Here is a 19,883-nt window from a genome sequence, read left to right on the forward strand (position 1 = left end):
CAAGCGCGGGAATTGAATTCCGCAAGCGGAATTCTAAAAGCACATCAATTCGCGCAAGCGCGAATTGCGGGGAGTCCCGCAAGCGGGACTCCTTCGGCTGGCTACGAGAGGCAGGTGCATCACGCGCTGGCCTGTGTAGCTACTGGGAAACCCAGCCACCATCCCCACAACGAGAGTGACGGACCGTCGGCCCGATTGGGTGCCGACTCCACCGCAGTGACGGGCTCCGCTGCGCTCCACCCGAACCCCTCCCCCATTCTCGAACGGCTGGACACGTTCACCAATACCCTGTCAGCATACCCTATGAACCGTGAGCGCGGGGCGAGATTCAGCCAAGTATCAGCCTACAGAGCGAACCTGCTGCCTGGGTGATGCATCACGGGTGATGGCTGTGTAGAGTCTGGGGTCAGACACCACCACACCCGGCCCGCCACACACCGCGCCGGGCTTTCTTTCTTATTGCGCGCCACATTCCGCGAAAAGGAGAGCACGGGAATGGCCGTGAAACTGCGTGAACACCAGATTGAGGCCGTAGCCGCCATTGTGCGCGGTCTCGATATCCCGCCGGGCGGCATTCCTTTCAATGGCCTGCGCGGGCAGGTGCACGCCGCGTGCGGAACGGGCAAGACCATCATCGCAGCGGCGTCCGCGAAGCGGATTGTTCCCAAGGGCCGCGTTCTCGTCCTGGTGCCCACCCTGGACCTCCTGGCGCAGACGGTGAAGGCGTGGCACAACGCCGGGCACAAGGGGCCGGCCATCACGGTGTGCGGCCCCCTGGACGACCCGGAGCTGTGGAACATGCAGGTGCGGTCCACCACAAACCCAGTGCGCCTGGCGATGTGGCATGGCACGGGGCCTGTGACCATCTACGCGACCTACGCGTCTCTTCCCGTCCTCGTGGAAGCGTTCGCGGGCGTCTACGGGCAGCGGCTGACCCCGATGGACCTCGCGGTGGTCGATGAGGCGCACAGGACGTCTGGGTCGATGGGTAAGGCGTGGGCGGACATCCACGACCAGACGAAGATCCCGGCGCACCGTCGGCTGTACCTGACCGCGACGCCGAGGATCTGGCAGGAGCGGCCCCCGCACTGGGAGGTCGCCGAAGGTGTCCGTGACGCGCTGCCGGAGGAGATGGCGGCGAGCATGGACGACGAAGCCGTCTTCGGGCCCGTGCTCTACAAGCTCAGCCTGGCATCGGCCGTGTCGCGCCAACTGCTCGCGCGGTACCAGATCATCGTCCTGGAGCTCCAGGACCCGGTCGTCACGCCCGAGCGCCTGATGGGCGAGGAACGGCACACCGAGGAAGTCCGCGGGCAGCGCCTCGGCGCGCTCCAGGCCGCGCTGCTGCACACTATGGCGCAGCACGGGCTCCAGACCTGCATCACTTTCCACCACCGGACCATAGAGGCCCAGGCGTACGCGGAGGGCCTTCAGCGGGTCGCGGCGAAGCTGCACGCGGACCAGCCGGAGACGTACCCGGCGAAGGTCTGGGCGGACTGGCTGTGCGGGGAGCACGTCCCCGAGCGCCGGCGGGAGGTCCTGGGCGACTTCGGCACCACCACGCGGCGCGCCGTCCTGTCCAACTGCCGCGTCCTCGGGGAGGGCGTGGACATCCGGGCCGTGGACTCCGTGGCTCTGCTGGACCCCAAGGGCGCGCCGCACGACATCGTGCAGGCGATCGGCCGGGCCCTGCGGCAGAAGCCCGGACAGGGGAAACTGGCGTCACTGATCGTCCCGGTATTCCTCCAGCCAGGAGAGCAGCCGGAGGACATGTTCACCTCCGGGTCGTACCGACCTTTGGTGAAAGTCCTCGAAGGACTACGCGCTCACGACGAAGAGGCCGTGGAATTGCTGGCGATTCCGCAGGAGCCGCAGAAGGACGTGGCGCAGCCGTCGGTGAATATCGGCGAGGCTCCGGGGGATGGCGAGGCGGAATCCCGTCTGCTGCTGCGCTTTGCGGCTCCGCGTGATCCGGTGATGGTCGCGGACTGGGTGAGCTTCAACGTGATCGACACGGAGCGGCAGGACTGGGCGCGCGGCTGGGCGAAGCTCAAGGAGTTCACCGAGCGTGAGGGGCACGCCCGCGTGCCGTACGAGCACAAGGAGGGCGCGTTTCCGCTCGGGACCTGGGTCGCGGAGCAGCGGCGGGCGTTCGGGGCCGGGCAGATGACCGGCAAGCGCGCGGCGCGGCTGGAGAAGCTGGGGATGGTCTGGTCGGTCGCCGATGAGCGGTTCCAGGAGAACCTGGCGGCGGCGCGGGTGTACTTCGAGGAGCACTGGACGCTGTGTGCGCCCCGGTCGGCGGCGGCGCTGGGGAAGCCGGTGGGGCAGTGGCTGTCCAACCTGCGGCGGCCGGGAGCGCTGGCCGAACGCCCGGAGTGGGAGGCGGCGTTGCAGGCCGTGGACGAGGACTGGAACCCGGTGTGGCCGGCGGAGTGGCAGCGGCACTTCGCCGCGCTCCGCGAGCTGGTGCGCGACGAGGACGGCCCGGCGGAAGTCCTGCCCGGGATCACAGTCCACGGCATGGACGTCGGGAAGTGGCTGGCCCGGCAGCGGAAGCCCGAGGTGTGGGCGGCCCTGACGAAGGGTCAGCGCGAGCGCCTGGAGACCATCGGCGTCACCCCGCTGCCCACAGTCCCGGTGGAGCCGTACGTGCCCGCGGAGCCGTCCACGGCGCCCGTGAGCGCCTTCGAGAGGGGCGTTGCGGCCCTGGCTCAGTACAAGGCCCGCACGGGCTCTGTGACGGTCCCCCGGGCCCACGTGGAGGCGTTGCCGGACGGGTCCGAGGTGAAGCTCGGGGTGTTCCTCAGCAACAGCAAGAGCCGCCGGGCCAAGCTGACCGCCGACAAGCTCCGGGCGCTGGCCGACCTCGGACTGGAATGGGCCGCCCAGGAGGGAGCAGCGCGATGACCACTGGCGATGAAGAGCGGCAGGTGCAGGAAGCCGTGCGACGGCACGTCCGCAGCAGCGCCTTCGCGGAGGCGGAGGACGTCATCTCGTTCGTGCTGTCCGCCCCGCAGGTGCAGGAGGCGAGGGCACAGGTCGAGGCGGCGGAAACGCAGCTTGGCATGGAACTGCGCGCCCGCCTCCAGCCTTTCCAGGACCGCTACGACCAGGCCGTGCGCGACGGCGACGCGGCCCGGCTCGCCGGGATCTGCCCGGGCAAGCACGGCCGCTGGGGACGGATCTGCGTCCTGCCCGACGGGCACGAGACCTCAATGAAGGAACCACACTGGGGCCGCAACAGCGAGGGACAGCCGATCGCGTGGGTGGGCAGCGCACCCGACGACTGGTGAACGCACCAGGTCGCGCCGCCGCCCTCGCACTGGAGTTGGGGTGGTGTGAGGCCGACGGACAGGTCCCCGGGCGCGCTGGCGCCCGGGGCCCTTCGCTGCCCGGGGTCAACAACATCATGTCCCAGGACCTACACGCACTTGAGTGCGATGCCGTGGCTCTGAGCAGCGACATCGCACTGGCGTGCGTGTAGGTCCTGGGACCTTCGGCCGCTCCCCCTCTGCCGGCTACGTGACGGCCGGGACGTGCTCGATGAGATGGCTCAGCCGCATGTAGCGAGCCGATACAAGGCGGGCCCGGGCGAAGCGGGCGGTACCGCCCAGCGGTGCGGACAGGCGCCGGAGCCGAACCCGGGGATATCAGGCTCGATCCCCCGGGAGCCCGTGGGGTGTGCGACTCGGGGTCAGTTCTCCCCGGCCGCCGTGGCGGCGAGCCAGTCGGCGGCTTCGGCGTCGGTCATGAGGAGCACCTGCGTGGGGTGGGCGGTGCCCTCCTGGATGACGTGGGCACGGCCCGGGTGCGCGCTGCTCTTCGGGGCGGGGCCGGCTATCGGGGCAAGCCGCTGCCAGGTGTCGGCGGTGACCCGCGCGAGGATCACGGTGGCGAACTGCTCGCGGGCGGCGGGGGCGAGGCCACCGTCGACGGCCCGGCCGTTGTAGAGGACGTGGATGCGGGCCTGGCGTCCCGCGTACAGGACGTCCTCGAGCGCGGCGACGGCCGGGGACTGCTTGGGGTCGTCCTTCTGCCGGAAGGTCTCCCAGTAGCGGGTGAGCTGCCGCAGAGTGGTGTCAGCCTGGTCGAGGACGACCATCAGGCGCGGCACGTCGTCGAGGTCGCCGTCGAAGTTGATGCGGCGCTGCAGTTCGGCGGCGAGGCCGACCAGGGCGTCGTGGATGCCGGCGACGTTGCCGCGGTGCGTCACCGTGGGCAGGTCCTTGGCCCACAGGTGGGGGAGCAGCTTGGGGTCCAGGATCAGGGCGTGGGCGCCCTGGTGGAGGAACTGGGCGGTGAGGGTGCGCAGGATGGTCGTGCTGCCGCCGGTGCCGGTGCAGACCAGGATGTGGGGTGCGGTGTCGATGTCGACGGCGATGGCGGTGCCGTTGGTGCTGATGCCGATGAGGGCGGTGGAGTCGGGCAGGGCCTCCAGCTGCTCGCGCAGGCCGGGGTCGGTGAGGCGCAGCATCTTCGGGAGCGCGGTCGTGTTCGTCATGGTGCGGTGTTCCTTTTCTGTGCTGTGCCTGGTGAACCGGGTGTTCCCCAGGGCCATGGGGATCGTGTCGGCCGATCCGGACAGGGCCGGTTTCGCGGGTTCTGGGCGGGCCGGGGTGGTCAGGTGAGGTCGGTGGTGCCGGATGCGGCGCGGGGCCGGTTGCGGGCCCAGCGCTTGAGGTCGCCGAGGCGGTAGAGGAGTTCGGCGCCGCGCTTGTCGACCGAGCCGGGGAAGGTGGGGTCGTTGGCGCGGGCGTAGCGCAGGGCGGCGAGGGTGATGTCCGGCAGGTGGTGTTCGTGGGCCTCGCGCAGCCCGACCGCCTGGTCGTCGTCGACCGGGGCCGGGGCCGCCGGCGACGTCGCCGCTGGGGGCGCGTCGCCGGGACCGGCGGCCGGGGGCTTGAAGCTCCAGGCGTCGGCGAGGAGGCCGCGGTCGGCGGCCGGAGTCGGGGCCGGGCCAGGCGCGGCCGCCGTGGTGCTCCAGGCGTGGGTGTGGAAGTCAGCGGGCGCGGCGGCGGGCTGGGTTTCGGGGGTCGGCGGCTTCTGCAGCTGCACCGGGCCCGGCTGCGTGGGGAGGGCTGCCGGCTGCGGGCCGTCGGCGGCCTTCTTGCCGGTGGTGGCCCACTCGCGGGCTTCGGTCTCGGTGAAGAACAGCACCTGCGTCTCGCGGGCGGAGCCGCCGATGACGACCTGGGCGCGGCCGTGGTGCTTGGTGGACTTCGGCGCCGGGTGGACCTCGGGGGCGAGCATCCGCCAGGCGTTGACGCTGTAGCGGGCGAGGATGCGGGTGGCGAACTGCTCGCGGACCTCCGGGCCTCCCAGGGCGCGGGCGGTGGCGGACTGGGCGACCAGGAGCACGTGCATGCGCAGCTGGCGGCCCATGTAGAGGATCTCGTTGAGCGCGTCGACGGCCGGGGAGACCTTCGGGTCTCCGGACTCGCGGGTCTTTTCCCAGTAGCGGGCCAGCTGCTTCATGGTGGCGTTGATCTCTTCGAGGAGGATCAGCACCCGTGGGCCGATGGCTTTCGGGTCGGCGTCGATGCCGAGTTCGTCGGCGATCCGGGTGCGCAGCCGGCCCAGCTGGCCGAGCTCGATGAGCTGGTCGTGGATGTCGGCGATGTCGCGGCAGTAGGTGACGCCGTCGATGCCGTGGGCCCACGGGTGGGAGATGCGCTTGGTGTCGAGGACGAACACGAGCGAGCTGTGGTGGAGCATCTGGCAGGCGATGCAGCGCAGGGTGGCCGACTTGCCGCCGCCGGTGGAGGCGTTGACCAGGATGTGCGGGGAGTCGGCGTCCAGGTCGACGGAGACGATCCGGCCCCCGGACCCGAGCCCGATGATGGGCGCGGACTCCGGGGCCTTGGCCACCAGCTCGCGGACCTTGGGGTCCTTGAAGAGGGCTTTCGCCGGGGGTTTGCGGGTCTTCTTCACCCGCACGTACGGCTTGCGGCCCTCCGGGTGCCAGTCGAACGTCACGCCCTGAAGGGCGAGCTTCTGGGTGGTGAGGTCGGCGACGACGTCGCGGGAGAAGCCGAGGCCGGTGGGCAGGTCGATGCGTATCTCCGCGTCGTCGTCGGAGAAGTTCTTCGGGATGCGGAGGTAGCGGCGCGGGTCGGTCTGCTCCGCGTATCCGAGCGGCCGGTGGATGGCTTCGTGCAGCGGATGGACCCACTCGCGCATCAGCTCGCGGCGCTCGCGGGTGAGGACCATGTACGCCGCGGTGCCCACGGTGAGGACGGAGGCCGCGCCGATCCCGCCAGGCTCCAGCGCGGCGAGCGCCTGGTCCCGGTTCTCCCACAGCTCCTGGACGGCTTCCCGGGTGGCGTCCAGGTCCCGGGTGGACAGGTAGCCGGCCTCCGCGACGCCCGCACCGAGGGCGAGACGGAAGGACAGGCGCCGCCACCCGGGCTTGTAGGAGCGGCGCCGGACCTTGCCCTCCACCTTCGGCAGGACTCGGGTACCCGCGCGCCAGAACGTGGCGTCGGTCCGCTTCACGCCGTCCAGGTCCCGGCCGACCAGGACCCGGCCGATCCCGCGCACGAGGGAGTCGGCGGTCTCCTCCACCTGCTTGTCGAACTTCGTCTGCGCCATGGTCGTGCCCTTTCGGTGTGCGTCCAGGCACCTCACACCCAGAAGCGGACACCGAACGTAAATCAGGAGACCTGTGGATATTTTTCGCAAACGAGACGCGCTCTTGTGGATAAAGGCGTGATAAGGCACAAGTGCGTGTGAAGTGAGGCGACTCTGGCGCCCCACAGACATCAACCCGTCACGATTTGGCACCGCAAGACCCATCAGGCGAGGCCCCTCGCCCCGGGCCTCAACCGTGACCCCGTCCCCGCCACCCTGCCGGCACCGCGACAGTCGGCCTCGGCCACCTCATCCACTAAATAGAACACACATGCGATGCGGGGGTAGGATTGAGCCGCAATGGCTGATACCTATGACTTCCCCGCTTCGCTCCGCCAGGCGCAGCTCGAACTGCACCGGGTGACCGCCGATCTTGCCGCGCTCGGGCGGACGCTGCCGTGGTCGGTCGTCCCGCTGCCCGGGTGGAGCAGGCCGGACGGGCACTGGTCCCCCAGCAGCCGGCCCGACAGCCCCGGCTGGACCGAGGAGCAGCAGGAACAGGTGGCTGCGCTGCGGGCCCGTGCACGGGAGCTGTCGATCGCCGTCGGCACGCACCTCTTCTGGGACACGGTGGAGAAGGGGAAGCTGGTCGAGGCGCGGATGGCTCTCAAGCGCGTGCACGAGGATGCCGGCGGCGACGAGGCCGCGGCCGACGGCGCGGCGTAGGTCCAGGTCATGGACGGGCAGTTCCAGGGCGAGGTGCCGGAACGGACGCCCACACCGCAGATCTGGATCCGGCTCTACGACGGGCAGGAGCTCCTCGGGCGTCTCCTGCGCCGCTGGCAAGCCGCCAACGGTCTGTGGTTCTACGAGGTGTCGCTGACCCTCTGGGCGCATGCCATCGTCCGCGGCAAGGACACCGCCGAACCCGCCGACATCATCGTCTCCGTCCCCGCCACCCACGTCGCCCCCGTCGCCGAGGAGGCGGAGGCGTACAAGCGCGTGCCGGTACGGCGGCATCCCGCCGCCATCGCCCGCGCACGCACCGGCCACCGTCCCTCCGCTCCTCCGGCCTCACCGCGGTCACGTGCGAGTACGGTCATCAGGGAGCCGTTGTCTCGTTGGCCGGAGGTACGCGGGGACGACACCGACCGCTGGAAGATCACGTACCTCCGCCGTCCGTACAACGACACCGGCCCACGCCGCAGTGTCCTTCACCACGCGTCATGCTTCGTCACGGGCGGCGCTGCCGATCTCACCACCGACCAGGCACGGGAGGCACTGCGCCAACCGGGCGCGCAGGCATGCGACGCATGCGGCGCCAACCTGCTCGCCACGTAGACGCCGGGGGAGTCCCGCGTCAGGGGCCCCTCGGCTTTCAGCCGGTCCGGCGCTTCCGCCCGCCTGTCGTCTTCTTCGCCGCAGCCTTCTTGGCAGTCGTCTTCTTCGTCGGCGCTTTCTTCGCCCTGGTCTTCGCAGCCGCCGGTGCCCCGGTCTCCTTGCTGCCCTCGTCAGCGCGGTCGATGGACGCCTGCAGCGCAGCCATCAGGTCCACGACGTTCGACGGCGCGGCCGCCGTCGCCACCGGCTCCTTCGCGGGCCTGTCCTCGACCTTCGAGAGCACCAGCTCCCTCAGGGCCACCTGGTAGGAGTCCTCGAGGGCGTCGAGGTCGAAGTCCTTCGACATCCGGTGTGTTAACTGCACCTTCCCTGGCTCGTTGAGCGGGTTGATACGAACCCCCAAGGAGACTTGTGCAGGACCTTTGCCGCGATCTGATCGAGGGGCGGGCCATTGTGCCCCGCGTCGGCTCCGTCATCGAGCTGGAGACCGTGCACCCGCGGTACGCCGTTCTCGATGCCCTCGGTAACCCTGTCGAGCCTGTCGTTCCGTACCTGCGGGAGCTCGCGCTTGACGACAACCGACCGCTGACAGGCCGGAGCTACGCGTACGACGTGCTGCGCTGGTACCGGCTGCTGTGGTTCCTCGGAGTGCCGTGGGACCGGGCCACCGAGGCCGAGGCATCCGCCCTGGTGGGTTGGCTCCGTGTCGCCGCGAACCCACAGCGTCGCCGGAAGAACCCGGACACCCCGCCGCCCGGCTCGGTCAACGCCCGCACCGGCAAGCGCTACCTCAAGGCCGGTTACGCGCCGGCGACGATCAACCACAGCCTCACGGTGGTCAGCAGCTTCTACGCCTTCCACCGGCGCCACAACCGCGGCCCGCTGGTGAACCCGGTGCCGGAATCGCTGGCGCGTCGGCGGGCTCTGGCTCACCGGGATCCCGACACGGCTGTCCCGGTGTTCCGACGGGCCCGGTTGCGTCAGCGGGTCCGTCAGACGGACCCGCGAGCGATCCCGGACGCGATGTGGGACGAGCTTTTCGCGGCCATGACGCACGACCGGGACCGGGCCGCCGTCCTGCTCTACGTCTCCAGCGGCTCCCGGGCCGGCGAACTCCTCGGGGTCACGCCCGGTGACATCGACTGGGCCGGCCAGCAGTTCTACGTGGTGACCAAGGGAACCGACGACCGCGAACCAGTCCCGGCAAGTCCGCAGGCCCTGGTCATCCTGGCCGCCTATCTCGACCAGGTCGGCCTGCCGGCGGCTCACGAGCCGGTCTTCCGCACCCGCCGGGGCCCCGACAAGCCGCTGAGCTACTGGGCGATGAGGCGGGTCCTTCAGAGGGCGAACGAGAAACTCAAAACGAACTGGACCCTGCACGACCTGCGGCACACAGCCGCGAACCGGATGGCCAACGATCCCAATCTCACCCTCGCCCAGGTCCGCGCGATCCTGCGGCACACCGACCTGGCGACGACCGGCCGCTACCTCAATGCCCGCGTCGAGGACCTCTTCGACGCCTTGCAGCAGCACTACAACCGGCCCCGCGTCGAGCGGAGCTTTGCTCCGGGATACGACCCCGACGACTTCAAGGCGGTGTTCGGTGGCTAGCCGCACCACAGTCGAGGTCTACACGGTCCGCAACAGGCGTCAGAACTACCGTGAGGAACCCCGGCCGCAACAGCCGAGCCGGTTCACCCTTGCCACAATCAAGGCGGCTCCAGCACCGCGACCGGAGAACCCGCCGGCTCCGTTCGGTGACCTGTCGAGGGTCGGCATCACTGAGCTGTGCGATCTGTGCATGGACACCCTGCCGAACCGGTCCAAGGCGGTGGCTGAGAAGCGGCGGGCGGGTGTTCGGGTGTTGTTCGGTCACCTGGTGGCACTTCCTGGCGAAACCTGGCAGGAACGCTGGGAGGCCAGTGATTTCAATGGTGAGGACGCCACTCCCATCAATGTCTTGGCCCGGCCCGGTCGGCGCCTGGACAGTTACAACCTGTTGGCTGCACTGAAGATGGCGTTCGGGCTGCGGATCATCCAGCCTTCGCTGCCGGGCTTCAGAGCGAACAAGTTCAACGACTATGCCGAGCCGTTCCGCGTGATGCAGAGAGACCCGCAGCTGGACGAGTTCTTCAAGACTGCCGACTCCCAGGCACAGCTGGCTGCGGTCCACCAGCACCGCGCGAAGTTCGACCTCGCGTGCGCGCTCACCACACAAGGCATCGCCCTGGAACACCTGACGCCAGCTGCACTGCTGCACTACGCACTGGAGAACAGACGGCTCGGTCTGACCCACGGGGCCAAGAGCAACACCTCCCGTGTCGCTGCCCTTGGCACCTGGGAGGTGCTGCACCGAATGGGGCACTTCCCGCCGGATGTCCCCCCGACAATGCGGACATTCATCTACGGAGGACAGCTCACCGTTGAAGGGCTCGTCGACCGTTACAACATCAAGAACGCTGGTGTCCGCCAGCTCCTGATCGACTACCTGGCTCGCCGACGCTCGGACACCGACTACATCACCATCGAGGGGCTTGCCCGCAACCTGGCCAGCGTGTTCTGGGCAACGATCGAGCGCATCAACCCCGAGCAGAAAGACCTTGCGCTCAGCCAAGAGGTCTATGACCAGTGGCGGGCCGAGATCCAGTACCGGACGAGAGACAGAACAAAGCTTCGCAAGGACACCGCCAGCGTGCTGCTGGCCGTTCGCGGCCTATATATCGATCTCCACAGCTGGGCCATCGGCGAGCCTGAACGATGGGCTCAGTGGGTGGTTCCCTGCCCGATCCAGCCGCGAGACCTCAAGGGCTTCGGCAAACGCCGGCGGGAAGTCGTCCGGCAGATGGCCGACCGGACCCGGGTCCGCCAGCCGCTGCTTCCCGTGCTCGTCCAGCACGTCGAAGCCCGTCACGGGCACCTGGTCAGTCTGCTCGAAGCTGCCACCCCGGTCCCGATGGGTGCCTCTTTCGTCCACCAGGGGCGCCGCTACAGCCGCACCGACTCCACACAGGACCGGCGCCTGGCCAGGATCCACGGCGAGCCGCCCATCAGGGTCATCGACCACGGCACCGGTGAGACGATCCACCTCACCATGGCCGAAGACTCGGCCTTCTGGGAGTGGGCAGTGATCGAGGTCCTGCGGCACAGCGGCATCCGGATCGAGGAGCTCTGCGAGCTGACTCACCTCAGCATCCGTCAATACCAGCGACCCAACGGCGAGGTCATTGCCCTCTTGGTCGTCGCCCCTTCCAAGAGTGAGCGCGAGCGTGTCATCCCGATGTCCGCCGAGCTCTTCCACGCCATCGCTCAGATCGTCCGTCGCCAGACCCCCCACGGGCAGGCCATCCCCCTCGTTACCCGCTACGACGGTCACGAAAGGACCTGGTCAGAGCCCATGCCATTCCTACTCCAGCGGCAGCACGGAGCCGTCCGCGGGGTCCTGGCACAAGGCACCATTCAGGGCATGCTCAAGCGGACTTGCGAGGAGATCGGCAAGACGAACAAAGCGTTCGCCGCGACAAAGTTCACCCCGCACGACTTCCGCCGGCTCTTCGCAACCGAGATCGTCAACGGCGGCCTCCCCATCCACATCGGCGCCGCCCTGCTCGGCCATCTGAATCTGCAAACCACACAGGGCTACGTCGCGGTGTTCGCGGAGGACCTTGTCAAGCACTACCAAGAGTTTCTCGATCACCGCCGATCGCTCCGGCCCGAGGGCGAGTACGGCGATGTCACCCCCAAGGAATGGGCCGAGTTCGAGGAACACTTCGACAAGCGCAAGGTCGAGCTGGGCAACTGCGCACGCCCCTACGGATCGCCCTGCCAACATGAGCACGCTTGCATCCGATGCCCGATGCTCCAGGTCAACCCGAAGATGCTGCCCCGGCTCGCCGAGATCGAGAAGGACCTCATCCTTCGACGCAAAAAGGCTGAGGAAGAGCAGTGGCTGGGTGAGATCGAGGGCATCGATCTGACCTTGACCTTCGTCCGCAGCAAGCAAGCCGAAGCTGCACGGCTCACACGGCGGGCCCCAGTCGACCTGGGCCTGCCCCGACCCCGTCCAAGTCAGAACTAACCCCTCCAGTCGCCCCGCCGAGTGAAGTGCAGAGAAGCTCCATGAGGCTGGAGGCCATCTCGATCTCCTGTGCGCGTACCTTCACCGATGCGGGTGGTGCGAGGCCTTCCGGGTCGCGGATCTCATCGGGCCAGAGCATCGTGTGGACCGCCATCAGGTCTCCGTGGACCCGCAGCAGGGCGAGGGACTCCCGGGTGCGGATGGTGATCTTGCCGATGGCGACGCGGTCGGTCTGCCGGAGCGTGTCGCGAAGGAGGACGTAGGGCTTGTTCGCGGCGGCGCTGGCCGGGGCGAGGAGGTAGGCGCGGTCCATCTGGAGCACGTCGATCTCGGTGGCGTCGACGAAGGCCAGGACGTCGAAGAGTTTCTTGCTGGGCAGGGGCAGCTCGGCCATGTCCTCCTCGGTCAGGACCGCCTGCTTGCCGTCCTTCTCGATCCCCCGGGCGACGTGCTCGTAGGGCACGTCTTCTCCGCACACACTGCACTCGCGCCGGCGGCGCACCCGGCCGGCGTCGGCATCGTGCACCTCGTGGAGCTCTAGGCCGTGCTCGCTGATCGCGGGCACCAGCTGGACGGGCACGGACACCAGTCCGAACCCGATCGCACCTGACCACAACGCGTGCCCTCTCGGCATGCCACCAGCCTGCGGGAGGCGCCGGCATCCCGCAGCCCGGCACACTCTCTCCGGAGGCACAGGCCCGCCGCCGGGCGCTCGGCCACGAACGCCTGGCCTTGGAGAGGCAGAGGTCAGCGGACGGTGCGGTGTTCGTAGACCGCCAGGGTCAGATCCTTCACTGCGGCCTGAGCCTGCTCGGCGTCCAGTCCGTGGTCGATGGCCTCCAGAGCCCCGGCCGCCGCAACCCGCACCCGCAGAGGCAGGCCGTCATACGCACAGACCCGGTAGGCGAGAGTGCGGCGGGCGTCCCGCTCTTCCTCGCTCACCCCGTCGGGGACCAGAGGGAAGACGGCCGCGTGGTACGTCGCGATGCTCATCAAGGCCGCGTCGGCGATGCCCTCCGCGTACCCGTCGGCCAGCACGGCCTCAGCCCGGAAGAAGGACACCACCTGGCGGCGAGCCAGGAACGACCCGATCCCCGCACCCAGGCCGGCCGCACCCGCAGCAACCACCGCCCCCAGGCGCCCGCCTGCGAGAAGACCGAAGCAGGCTCCGCCCACCACCGCGCCCGTCACCAGCACAAAGGTGACCAGCAGATGTATCCGGGTGGCGAGGGAAGACTCCATGCCCAGCAGTATGCACACGGCCACCACGCCCCCGGCCAACACAATGGCGCTACCGGCTTCCGCTCGCGAGCGTGAACACACCACGAGGGCGTGACAGTGCCCAGGGCGGCGTCGTTGAACCAGACAGCGGCGGCCGCTTCCATGCGAACCCGGGTGCACACGCACAGAACCCGGCCGCCGCACCACCAGGCTCCGGCCGGTCCCCTGCCTCCCGACCGGCCGGCCCTCACGCCGAACCCCGCGCTGCAACGACCGCAACGCGACACCGGCATGGCAACCAGCAGCTGTCGTCGGTGCCCGGCATACCCAGCGGCAAGGCGGGAGCAGAAGGGGGCAGAACCTGCCGCCCGGTTGCGCGACCCCTGGAACGCCAAAGGGAACGGGCGGGGAGGGTCGCCTTCGGCTTGCCCGGGTCAGGTGCGGAAGCGGGACAGCCAGCCGCCGGACTTCTGCGCGGCCTGCTCCGCCTCCACCTCCGCCTCCTGGCGCCGCCGCTCGTGCTCCTGGCGCTCGCGCTCGTCGGCTTCGGCCTGCTTCTCGGCCACGATGGTCCGGCTCTGGCATGCGTCGCACAGGTGCGGATGGGATGCGCGGGGCTGGCTCCAGCCCCGGGAGTCGACCGCCTTCCACCGGGCGTCGGTGAACTTCTGCCCGCAGTCCGCGCACACGGGACGGCGGCCCTCCCGCTCCGCGGCCTCCTTCTCCGCGCGGCGCCGTTCCTCCGCTCGGGCGGCATCCCGGCGGCGGGCGAGGGCGGCGTCCCGGCGGGGGTTGCCGATCGCCTCCAGCAGCGGCTGACGGCCCTCGCGGCCGAAGCGCCAGAACGCGGGGCCGGCCGGGCCGTATTCGCGCAGCCACTCCAGCGTGGTCGCCACGATGGGGATGCGGCCGTCGTAGGAGTGGAAGCCGTCCCCGCGGTGGAAGGTGCCTTGCCAGTGCTGGCGGGTGAGTGCGGCGACCTTCTTCATCTGGCCGGTGGCGGGGCGCGGGCCGACCTGGTGGAAGACGAGCAGGACCGGCGGGTGCACGCGTTCGTACGGCTCCGACTCGGGTGCGGACCAGCGGGTGCGCCACAAGGGCTTGGCGATACCGTCGGCGTCCGTCTCCTTCCTCTGGAAAAAGCGGGCGTACTTGTCGAACTTCGCGGCGATGAGGGCGGCGTCCTCGAAGCAGTTGTCGGCCTCGATGAACAGCAGCGGCACCCCGGCCTCCGGCGCGGTCAGGACGATGTCGGCCCGGACGCTACCCAGGCCGGGGTTCTTCCAGGTGCCCTTCGCCGGGAGCGCGACCTCGGTGAAGTAAGAGGCGATGGTGCCGACACCGTCCGGGGCATCGACGGCGGCCCGGGCGGCGGCAACCGCGTCGGCCGGCTCTCCCGCGACCAGGGCGAGGCTAGGCTTGGGGCGGATCATCGCGATGACCGTCTCGGTGACCGTCATGGGATGTGACGCCCCAGAACGGCCCACGCCCTTGGGTATGCCGCCCATCTCCTCCGGCACGCGGTCCAGCTCGACCCCGGCGGCGGCCAGACCGGCCGGGGTGAGGATGCGCACCTCTTCCCCGTCCCGGGTGCGGCCGCCGCCCAGGACCAGGCCGTGCCTGCGCAGGTCGTTCGCCGCGCTCCGGTGGGAGGCGGTGCGCGCTTCCTTCCGCTTGGCCGCCGTCGGCTTGAGGGTATGCCGGTAGGTCAGGTGCGGAGAGGACAGCCGCTGGATCTGATCGGCGGTGGCGACCTTCAGCACCCCCAGGACGCGCAGCACATCAGCGCGCAGATCGTTCGACGACCCCGCCGGGTTCGCCTTGCGCTGGCTCGCCATCAGATCCGCCCTCCCGACGTCCACGACCCGTCAGCGGCCAGGCGCCGGCCCCCGGCCGGTGAGGGCTCTGGGTTCCCGGGCCCGATGCTCTCCTCCGCCACTAGTCCGTTCAGGTCCAGGAGCGGAGAAGAGGGTTGTGACGATCCGCCGCATCCCCGGAAAGCCGGGGTGAGCAGGGGAAATGCGAGCCTGGTGGGTGCCGGGCACGGAAGTGGCATCGGCAGTGGGAACGCAAGCGCCAGCAGCAGGGGCTCACCAAGGCTTGCCCTGGACCGGGCGTGGTGAGCGTGGCCGGGGCAGGCGGCGACGTCGCGGCGGCGTGCGCAGCTCCAGGATCTGGGACGGGCGCGGCGCGGAGAAGGGGCGGTGGGGTCGGGCGGGGGCACGGTGGGCCTCGCTTTCTCCCGGCCGGGGCCGGGATGGGGTGGCTGTTTGTCCGTCCCGCGCGCATCCGTACGCGTGCGGGACGGGCGCCACCCTGCGAGATCGCCCCTTGACCGCGGTCTGTTCACCCCTGCTAGCGCTGTCCGTTATGCCCCTTGACCACCCCTTGCACGACTGGTTTGTCCGTGACCGGGAACATCCCCGCGCGGGCGCGAGGGATCCGTAGCCCGCCGTCCTCACCGGGCGGGGCGGGTGCTGGACGGGGAGGAACCCAGCCGCCAGTCCGAGGGCTTGCGGGAGCGGAACGTCTCCCCGCTCTCGATCGCGGCCTTGTTCCGCGCGAACGCCAGCTCGGCCGCCGACATCCGGCGAGGCGCGCACCCCGGGTGCCCCCAGCCCTCGGTCACCTTCGTGATGACCTCACCCTTGCCGTAGCCCTTGGAGCAGGCCGGGCAGGTGCCCGCATACGCGGCGCGGACCGCACCACGCGGCAGCGATACCGCCTTCTTCGCCACGGCCTTCTTCACGGCCGGCTTGCCGCCGGACTTCTTCGCCGCCTGCGCCCGCTTGACCGCCTCGCGTTGCGCCTTGCCGTACCGCTTCTTCTTCGACTGCTGCCCGCCAGCCGCCTTGGCGCCTCTCTGCGCCGGAGTCTGTCCCACGGGCGGAGCGTAGGACCGCCGTACGGCGACAGCCGCGCGCCACGCGCACCATGACGCGCGACCTGGCATCGCATCGGTGCGCGGTGCGGTGCGCACCGATGCGATGCGCGTGCACGATGCACCGCACTCCCCCACCCCCGACGCGCACCCCGACGCGGCGCTCTCCCCCGGCGCGCATGATGCGGTGCACTCCCTCCGCGCGGTGCGCCGCCCGGTGCCGGGGTGCGCGCCACTCTCCCGCCCCAGTTGACACAGAGTGACAATGCGCGAGCCGGGGTGCGGAGGGAGATCTCTCCTCTCGGTGCGCCGCATCGCGCACACACAACGGGACAATGTGGGCGCCTAGCGGGGGTTGTCAAGGGGATTCACCCGCACTGACGACCCTGGTCAAGGGGTCGGTGCGGTGCGGTCCAGGGGCTGGTCAAGGGGCACCAACCTCCCGCACCGCCTTACCCACCGTGACCGCACGCCCGCACCAGTGCCGAGGACGCGACGCACTCGATGCGCACCGGGTACCCGACGGCGCATCGCCGGTGCGCTTCGCGGTGCACTCGGCGCACCGCACTGCCCGCACCGAATGCGCACTGGGTGCGCGCGAGAGTGCCGTGCATCGTCGGACGGCGCGCACTCGGTGCGGTACGGGACATCGTGCGGTCCACTCGATGGACGTTGCCCGGAACCGTCACCACTACCAGGTGCTGGATTGCCGCTCCCCTACTTCCCGCTGGTGGGGAAGTGGTAGTGGCCGAAGCCTCACCGGAGCACCCGCCGGACAGGCCGCCACGGCAGCCCGAGACGGTAAGCCGCCGCCCTGTGCACCCTCCCGCCCATGAGCTACCAACCCATTCACAAAGACCTCTGCCCGCTGTGCCGCCGACCGCTCCGGATCGAGTACGGCCGCACCCGCCCCTCCGGCCAGCAGGGCCACCCGGCCCGTGTCTGGATCACAGACCGCCGCTGCCCCGGCTGCGAGACCGTCCGGCCCCAGCAGTGGGCGGACGTGATGCGCGCCCTCTACGAGATCTGACCCCGGACGCGCGAATGCTGCACCCCGAGAACATGAGCCCCACCCGCCCCGGAATCGCACTGCAACCGGCTCCACCGCCATCGAGCGCACAACCGCGCGCGACTTCCGCGACCACCCACCACTACTGAGCGCACCGCGTCACCGACGCCTTCACACGAACAGCCACCCCCGCCCCCGGCCGCCGGCCGGGGGCTTCGTGCATTTCTGGAGGAGTTCGCTGTGCCTACGTACGAGGCCCTGCCCCGCTTCACCGCCGATCTTGGTCGCCTCACCCCCGAACAGCGCCGTACCTTCCGCCGCGTCGTCGCTCGCGCCTTCGTCCCCGACCTCCGCACCGGCCGCTTCCGCGCGGGCCTTCGCATCAAACGCGTCCGCTGCGCGCCGGGCGTCTACGAGCTCACGTGGTCCGGAGGGGGTCGTGCAACCTGGTCGTACGGGACGGAGCGGATACGAGGCGCGCAGCACATCGTCTGGCGGCGCATCGGCGGACACGACATCTTCACCGGCCCATGAGGCGCCCGCGAACGGCGAATTACCCGCGCCGTTGTGGTCTCCCGCGCATCCTGGGTCGAAGTTATCCACAGGCCGGAACGTGATCGGCGGTTCCTTCGTACCCTGCTGCCGAGCCGATCACATGGGGGGTGTGCGGGTGCGGTACGGCGTGGTGGTGGAGGAGCTCGCAGTCGAGGTCATGGCGCAGCTGCCCAGCGACGAGGCCCGATGGGAAGTCATGGCGCTCGTGGAGGTCGCCCGGATGGATCCGCGAGCCTGGCCCGACGTCCGCGATCCCGGCTCCGTGGAGGAGATCCGGGAGGCGTTCGGACGGCGGTGCTGGATCCAGTACATGCCGCATGCCGGAGCGATCGAGGTCCGGGACATCGGGTGGGCGGGCTGATCGGTCAGCGGTTGGACGTGTATCCCGGTGCTCCTGGACGTCGCGGACCGCACCGTCACCGCGCCACTGTGCACCAATGCCGAAGACGCGCCGTGCACGCGCTCGATCGCGTGGGAGGACCTCGGCCCCGGCCCTTGCTGGACCGTACGGCAGACTCCTGACGTGACCACAGCGCAGCCGCGTCGCGCCCTCGGCCGAGGACTCCGCACTCTTATCGCCCCCGTCCCCGAACCGCCCCTCGTGGAGCAGGCGATAGATCTCTCCGCCGGTGCCGCACCGGGTGTCGAGGAATACGCCGATGCCGTGGCGGAGGCGGCCTGCCGTCTCGCCGAGGCCGCGCACCCCACGGGCTGGAGCGCCGTCGCTGTCGAGGACGCCGTGGACGCGATCGACACCCTTGTGGAGGCGCTCTCCACCCTGGACGCGTACTCCGCGCAGCTCCTCGCCCCGATCACGGGTACGACCGCAGCACTGCTCGAGCACCTCACCCGAGCCCAGGGCAATGATCAGATCGCCGTGGTCGCGGACGTCCCCGTCCGACAACGGCGACGCCGGCTCGGACCCGGCCGACAGCACGAGGACCGGAGGGGATAACCGCATCCCTACGCCAGTTCTTGGGACGGCCAATAGGAGATGTAGCAGCATTCGGCTGCCTCTGGTCATCGGATCGAAGTCACGAGAGAGTGCGGACATGAGCGAGAGGAAGAGCCAAGCGCGGACGCCAAGAACCACGTGGGAATACGCCGTCAGCGCGGCCGACCAGATGGTGCTGTGGCACGCCGACGCCTCCCCCGGGATGAGTGGAGAGCCGCTGCGTACGCAGGCCGTGGTGCTGCTGGCCGCCTCGATCTCCCAGTGGGCAGCCACGGCCGGCCGGGAAGGCCCGGAGATCATCGGGGCACCGCTGGAGGCTTTGTCACAGAGTCTGCGTGAATGCCCGGTGAGCGCGCTGCGGGAATGCCCAGCGGTGGAATCCTGCGGCGCTGCCGAGCGGGCTCACCTCCTGGACGCCCACGGCGGCCCCGTCTTCGCGGCCGTCCAGCACGCGACTCTCGATGTTCTCCGGCACCACCTTCGTGACAGCAGTACTACCGGTTCTGCTGTCACCATCGCCGACCGGCGCGCTGCCCTGCAAGCCGCCGCCGCAGCGAGATCCCGGTACCAGGACCCTGACGAGGGAGACTTCTGACGTGACCAGCGACGCCGTGTCGTCCCTGCTCCAAGCCTCGAGCGACCTGCTGGACGACTACCGGGCCGGCATCTGGTGGCCCACCTCGCATGAGCAGACCGTCGTCACAGGACTGTTCCGCGCCGGGCTCTTCACCGCCCGGCACATTCACGGCTACCGCCAGCTCGCCGGTGAGACGACCCTGTCCAAAGGGCGGCTGATCGGGGCCCTGCAGCCGGCCGAGGCCGTCCTCGACGCTCACGACACCACCGACGGCACTCCGGCCCACGCCGCCCTCGACCGCTTCCAAATGCTCATCGACACCCTGGCCACCGACGAGCAGGGCCACAGCATCCGGCCTTCACGGCAGGAGCTCCATGTCCGCGGCACCATCACACTCACCTGGGACGCCGGACTCAGCCGCATCCCGCTGGAGTGCCCCCAGTGCCACGCCCGCACCAACGCCACCCTGACCGTCACCGATGGCAGCGTCACCTACACCTGCAGCGCGCAACACACCAGCCCCGACCACCGGCTGGACGCGGAATCCGTCGAAGCAGCGATCGGCAGCATGCTGGGCTTCCACCGGGTCCTGGGCGACCTCGCACTACCCGGCGCACCCAGCCCGACACCGTCCTAGAAGAAGGCGCCAACGCCTCGGCCCTGGCCGAGGCGTAAGGATGCCCCCTACCCGACGGT

19 protein-coding genes are annotated in these 19,883 nt (G+C 69.8%); 12 read left to right on the plus strand and 7 right to left on the minus strand.

Annotated elements, in window-relative coordinates; genetic code table 11:
• Positions 1 to 495 precede the first annotated feature (495 nt).
• Positions 496 to 2,910: a Helicase associated domain protein gene (locus ACOTKD_RS36145; protein WP_424893235.1), complete on the plus strand. Its 2,415-nt coding sequence runs from the start codon at positions 496 to 498 to the stop codon at positions 2,908 to 2,910.
• Positions 2,907 to 3,296: a hypothetical protein gene (locus ACOTKD_RS36150; protein WP_424893236.1), complete on the plus strand. Its 390-nt coding sequence runs from the start codon at positions 2,907 to 2,909 to the stop codon at positions 3,294 to 3,296. The genes ACOTKD_RS36145 and ACOTKD_RS36150 overlap by 4 nt, the downstream gene beginning before the upstream one ends.
• A gap of 401 nt (positions 3,297 to 3,697) precedes the next feature.
• Here the strand turns inward: ACOTKD_RS36150 and ACOTKD_RS36155 are convergent, their stop codons facing one another.
• Together ACOTKD_RS36155 and ACOTKD_RS36160 are read right to left on the minus strand one after the other, a co-directional pair.
• Positions 3,698 to 4,504, minus strand: coding sequence for a hypothetical protein (locus ACOTKD_RS36155; RefSeq protein WP_424893237.1), 807 nt, complete (start codon positions 4,502 to 4,504; stop codon positions 3,698 to 3,700).
• 119 nt (positions 4,505 to 4,623) lie between these two features.
• Entirely contained in the window at positions 4,624 to 6,594 is a 1,971-nt protein-coding gene (locus tag ACOTKD_RS36160; protein ID WP_424893238.1) for a pRL2-11, read from the minus strand.
• A gap of 339 nt (positions 6,595 to 6,933) precedes the next feature.
• Here ACOTKD_RS36160 and ACOTKD_RS36165 point away from each other — a divergent pair, with 339 nt between their 5' ends.
• Positions 6,934 to 7,299, plus strand: coding sequence for a hypothetical protein (locus tag ACOTKD_RS36165; protein WP_424893239.1), 366 nt, complete (start codon positions 6,934 to 6,936; stop codon positions 7,297 to 7,299).
• A 9-nt stretch (positions 7,300 to 7,308) separates the two neighbouring features.
• Entirely contained in the window at positions 7,309 to 7,914 is a 606-nt protein-coding gene (locus ACOTKD_RS36170; RefSeq protein ID WP_424893240.1) for a DUF6233 domain-containing protein, read from the plus strand.
• A gap of 37 nt (positions 7,915 to 7,951) precedes the next feature.
• Here the strand turns inward: ACOTKD_RS36170 and ACOTKD_RS36175 are convergent, their stop codons facing one another.
• Positions 7,952 to 8,278, minus strand: coding sequence for a hypothetical protein (locus ACOTKD_RS36175; protein ID WP_424893241.1), 327 nt, complete (start codon positions 8,276 to 8,278; stop codon positions 7,952 to 7,954).
• A gap of 47 nt (positions 8,279 to 8,325) precedes the next feature.
• On the opposite strand from ACOTKD_RS36175, the gene ACOTKD_RS36180 reads away from it, so the two are divergent.
• Both ACOTKD_RS36180 and ACOTKD_RS36185 read left to right on the plus strand, forming a co-directional pair.
• A complete protein-coding gene (locus tag ACOTKD_RS36180) occupies positions 8,326 to 9,525 on the plus strand; it encodes a tyrosine-type recombinase/integrase (protein ID WP_424893242.1) in 1,200 nt (399 codons plus the stop codon).
• Positions 9,518 to 11,989: a tyrosine-type recombinase/integrase gene (locus ACOTKD_RS36185; protein ID WP_424893243.1), complete on the plus strand. Its 2,472-nt coding sequence runs from the start codon at positions 9,518 to 9,520 to the stop codon at positions 11,987 to 11,989. Before ACOTKD_RS36180 ends, ACOTKD_RS36185 begins: the two co-directional genes overlap by 8 nt.
• On the opposite strand, the gene ACOTKD_RS36190 is transcribed toward ACOTKD_RS36185, so the two are convergent.
• The 4 genes from ACOTKD_RS36190 to ACOTKD_RS36205 all read right to left on the minus strand — a co-directional run bounded on the left by ACOTKD_RS36190 (position 11,931) and on the right by ACOTKD_RS36205 (position 16,094).
• Positions 11,931 to 12,623, minus strand: a complete 693-nt coding sequence (locus ACOTKD_RS36190; RefSeq protein ID WP_424893244.1) for a Ku protein — start codon at positions 12,621 to 12,623, stop codon at positions 11,931 to 11,933. The two genes, ACOTKD_RS36185 and ACOTKD_RS36190, sit on opposite strands and share 59 nt — an antisense overlap.
• A gap of 113 nt (positions 12,624 to 12,736) precedes the next feature.
• Complete coding sequence (locus ACOTKD_RS36195; protein ID WP_424893245.1) at positions 12,737 to 13,231, minus strand: hypothetical protein; 495 nt, start codon at positions 13,229 to 13,231, stop codon at positions 12,737 to 12,739.
• Positions 13,232 to 13,644: 413 nt separating this feature from the next.
• On the minus strand, positions 13,645 to 15,048 hold the full coding sequence (locus ACOTKD_RS36200) for a replication-relaxation family protein (protein WP_424893246.1): 1,404 nt from the start codon (positions 15,046 to 15,048) through the stop codon (positions 13,645 to 13,647).
• Positions 15,049 to 15,668: 620 nt separating this feature from the next.
• Entirely contained in the window at positions 15,669 to 16,094 is a 426-nt protein-coding gene (locus ACOTKD_RS36205) for a hypothetical protein (protein WP_424893247.1), read from the minus strand.
• 829 nt (positions 16,095 to 16,923) lie between these two features.
• On the opposite strand from ACOTKD_RS36205, the gene ACOTKD_RS36210 reads away from it, so the two are divergent.
• The 6 genes from ACOTKD_RS36210 (at position 16,924) to ACOTKD_RS36235 (ending at position 19,824) form a co-directional block, all read left to right on the plus strand.
• On the plus strand, positions 16,924 to 17,121 hold the full coding sequence (locus ACOTKD_RS36210; protein WP_424893248.1) for a hypothetical protein: 198 nt from the start codon (positions 16,924 to 16,926) through the stop codon (positions 17,119 to 17,121).
• Between the two features lie 219 nt (positions 17,122 to 17,340).
• The gene (locus ACOTKD_RS36215; RefSeq protein ID WP_424893249.1) at positions 17,341 to 17,634 is read left to right on the plus strand and encodes a hypothetical protein; all 294 of its coding nucleotides are present in this window, start codon (positions 17,341 to 17,343) and stop codon (positions 17,632 to 17,634) included.
• A gap of 136 nt (positions 17,635 to 17,770) precedes the next feature.
• Positions 17,771 to 18,016: a hypothetical protein gene (locus ACOTKD_RS36220; RefSeq protein ID WP_424893324.1), complete on the plus strand. Its 246-nt coding sequence runs from the start codon at positions 17,771 to 17,773 to the stop codon at positions 18,014 to 18,016.
• A gap of 162 nt (positions 18,017 to 18,178) precedes the next feature.
• The gene (locus ACOTKD_RS36225; RefSeq protein ID WP_424893250.1) at positions 18,179 to 18,610 is read left to right on the plus strand and encodes a hypothetical protein; all 432 of its coding nucleotides are present in this window, start codon (positions 18,179 to 18,181) and stop codon (positions 18,608 to 18,610) included.
• A 97-nt stretch (positions 18,611 to 18,707) separates the two neighbouring features.
• Positions 18,708 to 19,205 (plus strand): hypothetical protein, encoded by a 498-nt coding sequence (locus ACOTKD_RS36230; protein WP_424893251.1) that lies wholly within the window; start codon positions 18,708 to 18,710, stop codon positions 19,203 to 19,205.
• Position 19,206: 1 nt separating this feature from the next.
• Positions 19,207 to 19,824: a hypothetical protein gene (locus ACOTKD_RS36235; protein WP_424893252.1), complete on the plus strand. Its 618-nt coding sequence runs from the start codon at positions 19,207 to 19,209 to the stop codon at positions 19,822 to 19,824.
• The last annotated feature ends 59 nt before the right edge of the window (positions 19,825 to 19,883 follow it).

It is taken from the genome of Streptomyces sp. XH2 (assembly GCF_049725035.1).
Lineage (GTDB): Bacteria > Actinomycetota > Actinomycetes > Streptomycetales > Streptomycetaceae > Streptomyces > Streptomyces roseoverticillatus.